The 11,430-nt window shown below is 58.8% G+C and carries 9 protein-coding genes and 1 pseudogene; 5 read left to right on the forward strand and 5 right to left on the reverse strand.

The window, feature by feature from the left end; all coding sequences use genetic code 11:
• Positions 1-13 precede the first annotated feature (13 nt).
• Both CLH62_RS00560 and CLH62_RS00565 read left to right on the forward strand, forming a co-directional pair.
• Entirely contained in the window at positions 14-1,468 is a 1,455-nt protein-coding gene (locus CLH62_RS00560; protein WP_211285613.1) for a TrkH family potassium uptake protein, read from the forward strand.
• 270 nt (positions 1,469-1,738) lie between these two features.
• Positions 1,739-3,079: a PQQ-dependent sugar dehydrogenase gene (locus CLH62_RS00565; RefSeq protein ID WP_099616219.1), complete on the forward strand. Its 1,341-nt coding sequence runs from the start codon at positions 1,739-1,741 to the stop codon at positions 3,077-3,079.
• Between the two features lie 211 nt (positions 3,080-3,290).
• On the opposite strand, the gene CLH62_RS00570 is transcribed toward CLH62_RS00565, so the two are convergent.
• From CLH62_RS00570 to CLH62_RS00585, 4 genes are all read right to left on the reverse strand, one after another.
• Positions 3,291-3,794 (reverse strand): hypothetical protein, encoded by a 504-nt coding sequence (locus CLH62_RS00570; protein WP_143752341.1) that lies wholly within the window; start codon positions 3,792-3,794, stop codon positions 3,291-3,293.
• A 40-nt stretch (positions 3,795-3,834) separates the two neighbouring features.
• Complete coding sequence (locus CLH62_RS00575) at positions 3,835-6,531, reverse strand: cation-translocating P-type ATPase (RefSeq protein WP_099616221.1); 2,697 nt, start codon at positions 6,529-6,531, stop codon at positions 3,835-3,837.
• Positions 6,532-6,657: 126 nt separating this feature from the next.
• On the reverse strand, positions 6,658-6,960 hold the full coding sequence (locus tag CLH62_RS00580; protein WP_099616222.1) for a hypothetical protein: 303 nt from the start codon (positions 6,958-6,960) through the stop codon (positions 6,658-6,660).
• Positions 6,961-7,153: 193 nt separating this feature from the next.
• Entirely contained in the window at positions 7,154-9,109 is a 1,956-nt protein-coding gene (locus tag CLH62_RS00585; protein ID WP_099616223.1) for a winged helix-turn-helix domain-containing protein, read from the reverse strand.
• 200 nt (positions 9,110-9,309) lie between these two features.
• Between CLH62_RS00585 and CLH62_RS00590 the strand changes: the two genes are divergently transcribed.
• Together CLH62_RS00590 and CLH62_RS00595 are read left to right on the forward strand one after the other, a co-directional pair.
• Entirely contained in the window at positions 9,310-9,897 is a 588-nt protein-coding gene (locus CLH62_RS00590; protein WP_228152790.1) for a DUF1326 domain-containing protein, read from the forward strand.
• Positions 9,898-9,913: 16 nt separating this feature from the next.
• Positions 9,914-10,672 carry a DUF2182 domain-containing protein gene (locus CLH62_RS00595; RefSeq protein ID WP_170005740.1) on the forward strand — a complete coding sequence of 253 codons (759 nt, stop codon included), beginning with the start codon at positions 9,914-9,916 and terminating at the stop codon, positions 10,670-10,672.
• An 80-nt stretch (positions 10,673-10,752) separates the two neighbouring features.
• Here the strand turns inward: CLH62_RS00595 and CLH62_RS21615 are convergent.
• Positions 10,753-10,878, reverse strand: a pseudogene (locus CLH62_RS21615) (hypothetical protein); the annotation flags it as partial.
• 90 nt (positions 10,879-10,968) lie between these two features.
• On the opposite strand from CLH62_RS21615, the gene CLH62_RS00600 reads away from it, so the two are divergent.
• Positions 10,969-11,379 carry an ACT domain-containing protein gene (locus CLH62_RS00600; RefSeq protein ID WP_099616226.1) on the forward strand — a complete coding sequence of 137 codons (411 nt, stop codon included), beginning with the start codon at positions 10,969-10,971 and terminating at the stop codon, positions 11,377-11,379.
• The last annotated feature ends 51 nt before the right edge of the window (positions 11,380-11,430 follow it).

The following is an 11,430-nucleotide window of genomic DNA, read 5'->3' on the forward strand; positions in this document are numbered from 1 at the left end:
GGCGATCCTGATTATGGCGCTGTTTAATATATTGCCTGTTGTTCAAATCCTTGGATTCCTGCTGATTTTGCTCAGCTTTCTGATGACGCTGCCGGTAAACCTGTTGATGTTCGGCAACACGCCGGATTGGCTGGCGTTCGTGAAATCGGCCTGTATCTGCTTTATTGTCGGCTTTATCTGCTTCCTGAGTGCTGGGCGTAAACGGCATGCGCTCAAGCAGCGCCAGATGTTCATCCTGACTGTCTCGGCGTGGGTCGTGATTCCCTTGTTTTCCAGCCTGCCACTGTTGTTGAGTGACCTGAAACTCAGCGTTACCGATGCCTTTTTCGAGAGTATCTCCGGTGTCACAACCACCGGTTCCACCGTTTTGAGTGGCCTTGACCATCTGCCGGGCGACATTCTGCTTTGGCGCTCCATCATGCAGTGGATGGGAGGCATCGGAATCATTGGCATGGCCGTGGCGATCCTGCCGTTTCTGAGAATTGGTGGTATGCGACTGTTTGCCACCGAATCCTCCGAGTGGACCGAGAAAGCCGTGCCACGTACTAATCGGCTGGCCCGCGGACTGGTGTTCAGCTATCTGATATTAACCGGTAGCTGCATAGCCGTGTATTGGCTACTGGGCATGGACGTGTTCAACGCGCTCAATCATGCGCTGACTACGGTGTCGACCGGCGGCTATTCCACCTCCGACAACTCGATGGGGCAGTTCGATCAGCTTTCTATCCTTTTTGCGTCGAGCATCTTCATGATGCTCGGGGGCATTCCGTTTTTCCTGTTTGTCAGGCTCTTGAATGGCCAGGCTCAGCCACTTCTGAGAGACCAACAGATTCATTTTTTCATCAAATTCCTGTTGATTGTTGCGGGACTGATTGCCCTTTATCGGGTAGTGAATGACGGAACGTTTCCTCTGGATGCCTTTGTCCACGCCTTATTTAATGTGACATCCGTGGTGACCACCACCGGATATGCTTCTCAGGATTACTCGCTATGGGGACCCTTCGTGGTTGTTGTGTTCTTCTTCCTGACATTTGTCGGTGGCTGTTCGGGATCGACCAGTGGTGGCATGAAGATCTTCCGTTTTCAGCTTTCCATGCTGTTGTTGCGAGAGCAGGTTCTCAGGCTGCTGCACCCAAACGCCGTTATCGCGAGACACTACAACGGGCGGATCATCAGTGATGAAATCGTTGCCTCCAGTGTCGCGTTTTCCTTCATTTTCCTGGCGACACTGGCCGTTGTCGCAGCGATTCTGGCGGCCCTGGGGCTGGATCTGACAACGAGCCTGACCGGTGCAGCAACCGCACTGGCGAACGTCGGACCGGGATTGGGTGACACCATCGGCCCGGCCGGAAATTTCCAGCCATTGCCTGATGCAGCGAAATGGGTGTTGATGATTACCATGCTGCTGGGGCGGCTTGAGCTCCTGAGTGTGTTTGTGATGTTTTCACCTCAGTTCTGGCGCAGCTGAGTAGGGCGAACACCCACACAAAGTGCCAGACAAACTGAAGGTAGAGTCCGTAACTCCGGATTTCTGCCGGTTCAAACCAAGGTTGGCAAAACTACTGGTTATTCGGACTTTCCCTAGCGAAACTTCAGGGCGTTGCTATAGTTCATCCAACTGGGCCTGCTTTCAATATCGACCATCAATTTCGTTTAGGCCGGGCGATGACCACTGACGAATTGAGCGAAATCACTATCAATATTGATCTGGACATATTCCAAATCCTGGAGGCCGCCGATGCGCGGCTTTGAACGGCGCGGCGGGTGGCCGATTTCCTTGGCATTGCTACCCCTGGTTGTCCTTTTGTCCGCCTGCGGAGGGCATGCACGGTTGCCAGCGCAAGCCGGGACCGGCGCTAATCCGGAATTGCCGCCTCCCAATCCCACTCTGATTCCCACCGTCGAGATCGCGCCGGCGGTCGGGTGGCCAGACGGTACCACTCCCACGCCAACCGCGAACAGGGAGGTGACGGCTTTTGCCAAGGGCCTCGACCACCCGCGTTGGCTGTACGTCCTGCCAAATGGCGACGTACTGGTCGCCGAGACCAACGCACCACCAGGGAAAAGCGGAATCGGCGGCATTAAGGGATGGGTGATGAAACGAGTCATGGAACGCGCCGGGGCCGCGGTGCCGAGCGCCAACCGCATCACCCTGTTGCGTGATACCGATGGCGACGGCAAGGCCGAATTCCGCAGTGTGTTTCTCCAGGGTCTGCATTCGCCGTTCGGCATGGCGCTGGTCGGGGACACGTTGTACGTGGCCAACGCCAATGCATTATTGAAAGTGCCCTATCAGAGCGGTGAGACGACCATAACCGCCGCTCCTGTCAAGGTGATTGACCTGCCCGGCAAGGGCGAGGAGTTGAACCACCACTGGACCAAGAGTCTGCTCGCCAGTGCCGATGGTGCCCACCTGTATGTGGGCGTCGGAGCCAATAGCAACGTCGCCGAGAACGGCATGCATGTCGAGCACATGCGCGCCGCGATACTTGAGATTGATGCCGCTACCGGCGCTATGCGGGTATTCGCTTCAGGGCTCCGTAACCCGGTGGGTCTGGACTGGGAGCCGCACACGGGTGCGCTATGGGCTGTTGTCAACGAACGAGACGAACTTGGCAGTGATCTGGTGCCCGATTACCTGACCTCGGTCCGCCGGGGCGCTTTCTACGGATGGCCCTACAGCTACTACGGCCAGCACGTCGATGAGCGCGTGAGCCCCCAACAACCAGAGCTGGTGGCTCGCGCAGTCTCGCCTGATTTTGCCCTCGGCGCGCACGTGGCGCCGTTGGGCCTGGCTTTCAACAACAGCAGCGTGGCCGGCTTGGGTGAGGGCGCGTTCGTCGGTCTGCATGGTTCCTGGAACCGAAGGCCATTGAACGGCTATGAAGTCGTCTTTGTGCCGTTCACCGATGGTCGCCCGACCGGCCCAATGCGGGTCGTGCTGTCGGGCTTCGTGGACGCGGACGGCAACGCCCGCGGGCGGCCTGTGGGGGTGTCGTTGGATGGGCGCGGAGGTCTGCTGGTGGCCGATGACGTTGGCAACTCGGTATGGCGCGTAACAGCCTCTAGACACAGGTAACGGGTTTAACGGCGGAAAAGCGCAGTTTCGGCAAGCGGACACCGATCCCGATGATTACCAGAAAGGGTTCAAGTAAGAGCCGGGGAGGGTTGATGCGTGGGGCAGGGTGTGAGCCCGTGCCCCAAGTTCGATTCGAGACCAGATCAAGAAATTCCATTCTTATCGTTGGTTGATGAGCTCTCTCAGATCGTCAAGCCAAGCTGGAAAAGTTCTAGCGCTGCAGCTCCTGGTACTGCCACATGTGCTGCATTAACTGCTGCATCATCTCCTGATTCTGTTCCATTTGACGCATGCGTGCGTCTTCCTCACCCGCGCCCGTGGGCGAGGTCTGATTCATCAGCTGCATGCTTTCTTGGATCTGCTCCCGATACTGGGCTCGTAGTTCCCGGCGGTTATCAGGGTCCTGGGATTGTTGGATTCGGTCATGCAGTTGGTCCATGGTCTGCAGATGAGTATGCATCTGGTCCTGTAACTGGTCCCGATCCATCATGCGGTCCTGATCCTGATCCTGATCCTGGTCCTTGTCCTGGTCCATCATGCGGTCCCGATCCGCCATACTGCTTCCACTCCCCGACTGGGCGCCGGAGTGACCATTGCCTCCTCCGCCAGCTTGCCCACCCTCAGACCGGGCCAGTTGAACAGACGTCGCGGACTGCTCCTCTGCAGTAGCGGCCAGCGGCACAGCCAGGCTCGCTAATAGAGTTACGGTGGCCAAAGCACCACCCAATTGGGTGCCGACCATGGTTTTTGAAAAGCTATAGTGTTGGGCGCCTCTGTATCTCCCGCACTATTTGTCCCGCCAGCAGGGGAATGACGCTCATTGCCAGAAGTAGAAGCCAGGGCTGCCAGCCCAGGGGCTGGGTCCGGAGCAGGCCAGAGAGCAACGGCAGGTATGCCGCGGCCGCCAGCAACACGATGCAAAGCGCCAATGCTGCCCATACCCAGGGATTGCGCGTTATTTCGTTAAGCAGAATGGGGGACTTCGGGTTCCGAAGAACGAATGTAAACCAGAGCTTGCCGAAAGCGAGAGTGAGAAAAGAAACCGTTACCGCTTCCAGCTCCGTCAATCCCAGCCAGTGATCTGCCAGCAGGAGAGCGCCCAGCACACAGACTGCCAGGAGGGCAGCAAATCCTGTGATCTCCGTCCAGTGGGCCCGGGTCAGCACGGATTCCCGGGGACTGCGGGGTGGATCTTCCATCTCATTTCCGCTGGCCGGGCCCAGCCCCAGAGCGAGAGCGGGAAAGACATCGGTGAGCACATTGAGATAGAGAATCTGCAGAGGAAGCAGCGGCAGTGGCCATCCCGCGCCAATGGCTACTGCCACCGCCAGCACCTCGGCCACATTCGTGGTGAGCATGAACACGACGGACTTGCGGATGTTGCCGAAAATGACCCTTCCCTGCCGCACCGCGGCCACGATAGTTTCAAAGGCATCATCCTTCAGCACCATGTCGGCAACCTGCTTGGCCGCCTCCGTGCCCCGTTTGCCCATCGCAATGCCGATGTCGGCCTTTTTCAGTGCTGGTGCGTCGTTGATGCCGTCACCGGTCATGGCCACGATCTCGCCCCGATTCTGATAAATGCTCACCAGATCGAGCTTCTGCTCAGGGCTCACCCTCGCAAAGATGTTGGCACGGTAGATCTTCTCCTGCTGATCCTCGTCAATATCCTCGGGGGAACCGATATCGCGTCCCAGCATGCCGACTGTCTCCGGGTCATCCTTGCCCCCGACGATCCCCACGGCCCGGGCGATCGCCGTGGCGGTCTCTATCTGATCGCCGGTCACCATCCCCACCCGGATACCCGCCGCTTGACAGGTGTCTATCGCCTTTTTGACGTTTTTGCGGGGTGGATCAAGCAACCCGGCAAGGCCAAGGAAGCACAGATCTTCATAGGGATCGGAATCCTTGGTTTCCGCCCATTTCTCGGCCATTGCCAGAAGTCGCAAACCCTCGCCTGCCAGTTGGCTGGTGCGTTCGACCCATTGGCGGCGTGTCTCGTCATCTAATGGCTCGGTGCCGTCATCCGTCAGGATGTCGCTGCAGACATCCAGCACCGCCTCGGGGGCGCCTTTTACCGCCACGTAATACTGGCCCTCATCGCGGTGAAAGGTGGCCATCTTCTTGAGCCGGGGCTCGAATTGTTCCACCCGGACCTCGGGCCGCTCTTGCAGCAATGATTCCCGTTCCAGTCCCAGGGCTTTGCCTCCCGCCAGAAGCGCGACTTCAGTGGGATCCCCGCGGGGGTTGTCCTCTCCCTGTTGCTGATCGAGGGAAGCGCCATTACAGAGCAGGCCCACCTCCAGGACGCGGCGAACCCCCTCCTTGTTCGCCAATGCCTCGCCGGCCCCGGTTTCCCCAAGCACAAGCTCGCCGGTGGGGGTGACGATTTTCTGCAGCCGCATCCGGTTTTCCGTAAGGGTGCCGGTCTTGTCCGAAAAAATCACCCCGGTTGCCCCCAGGGTTTCCACCGCAGTTAGCTGGTTTACCAGAGCATTGCGGGCGGCCATCAGGTACATGCCGCGGGCGAGGGCAATGGTGGCTACGATAGGCAGGCCTTCAGGAATGGCCGCCACACCGAGGGCCAGTGCCATTTCGATCACCAGCGCGGCTTCTTGATCCCGCACCAGAAAACCCACTGCGGCGACCGCGATGGCAATAAAAATAGTCAATACGGCGAGGCGACGCCCCAGTTGATCCAGTCGCTGCTGCAATGGTGTGACGGTACCCTCGGCCGATTCCGCAAGCGCCGACACCCGGCCCAGTTCCGTCTCCGAGCCAGTGGCTGCCGCAGCGCCCACTGCCGTGCCGTCGGCGATGCTGGTGCCCTTGTAGAGCATGTTATTGCGATCGGCGAGGTCCGTATCCGCTGCCAGGGCATCGGTTAATTTACTTACCGGAACGGACTCACCAGTAAGGGGTGCTTCGTTGACCCTCAGGTGTTCCGCCTCTAGCAGCCGCAAATCGGCGGGGACCAGGTCGCCGGCCTCCAACAGTACGATATCGCCGGGCACGATTTTCGATGCGGCAATCTCCCGTTCACTGCCATCCCGCCGGATTCGGGTCATATGTTCTCCCAACCGGCGCAGGGCGGCCATGGATCGTACGGCCTTCCATTCGCTGAAAAAGCCGATAGCGGTATTGACCAGCAGCACCGCCAGGACCGCGAAACCCTCCGGCAGGCGACCGGTGGCAAACGCCAGAACGGCGGCGCCGCCCAGCAGGTAGATGACGATACTGTGAAACTGCCCCAGAAGAATACGCCACCAGGGCCGGCTTTCCGACACCCGCAGCTGGTTCGGCCCGTAGCGCTTCAACCGCGCCTGCGCCTCGTCGTCCGTCAATCCATTTTCCTTACGGACGTCGAGTTCCGCCAGAGTGTCCTCGATCTCGGCAGCATGCCAGTTGTGTTTGTCGGGGGCGTTCCTTTCACCTTCGCTTTTCGAATCCATTGGATCGACCTCACTCATTCAACTGTGGCATTTCTGCTGCTGCGGCTGAGGAAAACCTTAAAATTCTGTCCGGGCTTAGTTGACGACTACATTCGTTCCAATCCGACCACTTCAACATGGTCCCTATCAGATAAAGTTGCGTGGAAAAGCCAAATCCCAGTTGGGGCTGGTGACCTCAAGGTCGATCTCCTCGATGCGATAGCATCCGTTGTCTTTGATGACCTCTAGGATGGAGAGATCTTCTGCCAGATCCCTATGAACCAGCCAGTTGTGATGGGCAGGCTCAATGAGGGTAATTGCAATCATGACGTCCGGGAACTGCCGCTGCGGCGACGCAAAACCATTCTCAAGTCGGCCTTTGAGTTTGCCGATCCCATCCGCTATCAGGCTTCGCAGCCAAGCGCCAGTTTTGTTCCGCAGCCGTTCCATCCGGGTGATCCGCCCCTGGTGCCATCAGCCGATCCAGAAAGCCCTTGAGCAGGGCAGGAGCGTTCGTCCTGAACGCTTTCCTACGGTTTTACATGATGTCGGCCCCGATCATTCATCTGAGGCTGAGATTACTTGTTCTGATATATCAATTAGCCAGCTACAACTTCCCAATAAACGGGGTTGAACTGAGGAGTCAGCTCGGGCGCAAGCGATAGCCCACACCGGATACCGTCTCGATTCGGTCCGCCCGCGCCCCTAGCTTGCGACGCAGGGTGCGCACCACCGCATCTACCACATTACTGCCGCCTTCATAGCGGGTGCCCCAAACATCCCGCAATAGCTCTGTGCGGGATACCGCTTTACCCTGACTGGCCTGAAGATGCTGCATCACGCCGAACTCCAGAGGGGTTAGTGCCACCCGGGCGTTATCCAACAGCAGCTCACGCGCCTCGGGATCCAGCAGATCCAGTTCCGTATGGACGCCCAGTTCATTGGCGGCAAGCTTTGCCAACCAGCCGTCCACGGAAGCCGGACCGAAGTCGAGAACGGCACTGGGGTAGAGATTGCCGTCGAGGCTAACCTCCCTCCCGGCCAGCACCTCAATGCCCAGGCGTTGGGCTACCGGTGCATAAGCAGCCAGGTTACGGGCGGTGAGATACACCCGGCGCAGCGCCGGTCGCAGCTCCATATAGGTGCGCTTGAGATCCAGCCACACTGCCGCCTGGGCCTCGCTGGGTGAATCCCCCTCGTCCAGGCTCAGCCAGCGACGACAAAACAGGGCAAGCTCACCCCCGGCCATGGGCTTGTCGCGCAGGTGACGGCACCACTCACGGGTCACTGGGTCGTCCAGCAACCAGCGAGGTTCAACCTGATCCGAGCGCAACTTGCAACACAGCCCCAAGGCCTCGCCGTCCGCTCCCCGCACCACGGAAAAGGCCGGGGGCATTCGACGCCACCACTGCACCATCGCCGCAGCGGCCTCTTCACCCTCATGGGCCCGGATGATTGCGGTCAGTGCTTGGGCATCCCCGGGTTGGGCGACCTCCACCGAAAACTGTGGAGTTCCGCTTGGAAAGAAGGCTTCCCGGACTACCGGGTTCTCAATGAGATACAGCATATCGGCGGTGTAACGCCAGAGGTCACCGCTGGAGGCAGACTCCGCTTCCGCACGCAACTGGTGCCAGGCAGCTCTCCGGTAGGTAAGGTGGCGACTGGGATCACTGGCATGGAGTGAACTGGCAATGGCTTCGCGAACGGCATCATGAATGATCAGACCATCGCTGGTGGTGTCCACGAACGGCAGCTTGCGCAAACGCTCGTACCCATCATGGGGCACCAGCTCCGGAAACAGAGCCCCTAACAACGATACGGTGGTCCGGCGGGTAATGGCTGCACCTTCGAGGATCTGACGGGTAGTCGTATCTTCCACGTCCTTTAGGAAGATGTGGGTCAGCTCCTCCAGGGCATGTTGCAACGGTGCCTGTGGCAGCCAATGGGTGAACGGCTCCTCCCTTGCTGCGGCGGCGGCCAGCTTCAGTGCCAGGGGATGACCGTGGGTGGCATGAACAATCACGGAAGTAGCCTCAGGCTGGACACCCAGAGAGGTCAGAAGCTTGGCCGCTTCACAGCCGCTGAGGGGCTTTACCGGGACCGATTTCAGTAACCAGCCCCAGCCCGGAGTCGCATGCCAGGCCGCCAACGGCCGTTGGCGGGCGAAGAACAGCACCCGTACATTTTCAGGCAAATCCGGCACAAAAACCTGTCGCAGCCAGGTGTCGAGAAGCCGGAAAACCTCGTAGGTATCGAACGCCAGCACCATAGTGCCCCCGATGCTTTCCAGACGCTCGAACAGCGTCTCGACATCCGGATACACGCCGCCCATGGCTTCCCCCAAGGCCTGCAGCAGCCCCGGTTCTGTCGGTTCCACATTGCGGCAGTCCAGGTTGATCACGGTTGCGCCCCGGTTTCTGGCCGCGCGGGTAAAATGGTCTAGCAGCGCTGTCTTGCCAATGCCGGCGATGCCATGCACATGCAATACCCGAGGGCCTTCCGGGTCCAGCACTGAGAGCAGGGCCGCTATCTCGTCCTCGCGACCAACGAAGTTTCTGTGCGCCTGAACTGCCAACAGATCTGACATTCGCTGCGACATAATGGGTCCCTCTGCTTGACCATTATAGGTCTCAGGCTTCCTACCCGCAGCATTTGTTCATTTTATAGCCGCCAGAGAATTGAAATTCTCACAATATCCTCATGATTCCATCACCCTCCCTCATGATTTCAGCGCTATAACAGGTATAGCAGTAAAAATTTCAGATATAGGGGATCAACGTTATGTCCACACAATGGCAAATGCACGGTGATTATCTTGAGAGTTGCAACTGCAAGGGAGCTTGTCCTTGCCTTTTCTTAGGCTCGCCCACTGAAGGCAACTGCACGGCCCTGGTGGGATGGCACATCGCCAGCGGACGTTACGGCGATGTCGATTTGGGGAATCTGAACGTGGTGGTTGCACTGGACTCTCCGGGACCTATGGCCGAGGGCAACTGGAAAGTGGTGCTCTATCTCGATGAGCGGGCCAGTGACAGCCAACAGGAGGCCCTGGGAGCAATATTCGGCGGCCAGGCCGGTGGCCATCCGGAACTGTTGGGATCGATGATCGGTGAGGTCCTTGGAGTTGAGCCGATGCCCATCGATTTCGTAATTGAACAGGGTCGGCGACACCTCAGAATTGGCGAATCGGCAGGAGCCGAAATATTCGCCATTGAGGGGCAGGGTGGTGAAGAAGTGGTCATACGCAAGCACCCCTTGGCGGTAGCGCCGGGGCAGGATCTGATTGTTGCCAAGTCCCGGGCCCTGCGCCATCAATCCCATGGCATCAACATGGACGTTAGTGAGCGCACGGCGTACTACTCCCCGTTCAGTTACACCGGGCCCTGATCAGGAGGGGATGATCATGGAACTGACAATGACGCGGATACAGTCGCGGCAGCGAATACTCATTGGCGCCGCCCTGGTGGCGCTGACGCTCCTCGCCTGGGCCTATCTCCTGATGCCGGGGGGAGAAACCACCATGGGGGAGTCCATGGCCAACAGTCTGACCATGCTGGCACTGAGCGTCATCATGTGGAGCGTCATGATGGTGGCGATGATGCTGCCCGGAGCTGGTCCCATGATCCTGACCTACGCCAGAATACACCAACAACGCGAGGCCAATGGAAGCTCAACCGTACCCATCTGGGTGTTCCTGGCGGGCTACCTCACCGTCTGGGTGGGCTTCGGAATCTCCGCAGCCGTGCTGCAATGGGGCCTGCACCAGAGCGCGCTGCTGAGCTCCGCCATGGGCAAGGTGGGGCCGCTGCTCGCGGCTGGCCTATTGATCACGGCAGGGGCATTTCAGTTCAGTCACCTCAAGCAGGCCTGCCTGAGCAAGTGCCGCTCGCCCCTGAGCTTCCTGATGACCGAGTGGCGCGAAGGCACTGGGGGTGCACTGGTCATGGGTATCCGCCACGGCGTTTTCTGCACCGGCTGCTGCTGGGCGCTGATGCTGCTGATGTTTGTGGGCGGTGTCATGAGCCTGGGCTGGATGGTCGCGCTGGCGCTGTACTTCCTGGCAGAGAAACTGCTGCCCGGCGGTGAATGGATCAGTCGACTAACCGGCGTTGCACTGATGGGCGCCGGCGTTGCAATGCCGTTGGTGGCGGCAATGACCTGACTGGAGGCGAACAGGAACTGCCCCGCAGTGATTGGGGAAGCGAGCACTCCGGCGCTGTCGTGCAGGCCGGAGTGCCAGGCGTATCGCCCCGGCCGGTTGAAGGTGGCCACAATCCGTACCACCTCGCCCGGCTGCACTTTCACAGTATCCTTCCAGCCGGCCTCGGTGGCGGCGGGAGGCTGCGGTTGGCGTATATCAGTATCCATGGGCGGAAAATAATATTTTTGCTCTGGATGACGACAGAAAGTGCTAAGTTTACGGTTACGAAGACGACATTTGGCTAAAGGATAGTAGAGATGATGCGAACAGAGTTTCTCCAGAATTTGATCAAGCAGCTTTCGCCAAAGCTGGACTCGACGACCTATGTCTACTGCACAGTTCCCAAGGCAAAATACGGCGAACTGGAGCACCTCAAGCCCATTGTGAGCATTGCCGAACTGGAGGGGCTGACACTGGTCATTCCTCTCGAGCAGGCTAAAGCCGAAGGCCTCGACTACTACAGAATCTTCCGCCGCATCACTCTTGAGGGCCACTCCAGCCTCGAAGCGCTGGGACTCACTTCTGTAGTAACAAGCCTGCTTGCCGAACGGGGCATTACCACCAATGTCATCGCAGGGTTCTATCACGACCACATTTTTGTACCCAGCGATCGAACCGATGAGGCCTTGAAAGCGCTTCATGAGTTGGCCAGTAATCCCACTGGGTGAGGACCGGCAACCAGCCATATTTTGCGCCGGCAGCGAGGAGTTTCTGCTCTA

Origin of the sequence: Marinobacter guineae (assembly GCF_002744735.1) — a bacterium.
Lineage (GTDB): Bacteria > Pseudomonadota > Gammaproteobacteria > Pseudomonadales > Oleiphilaceae > Marinobacter > Marinobacter guineae.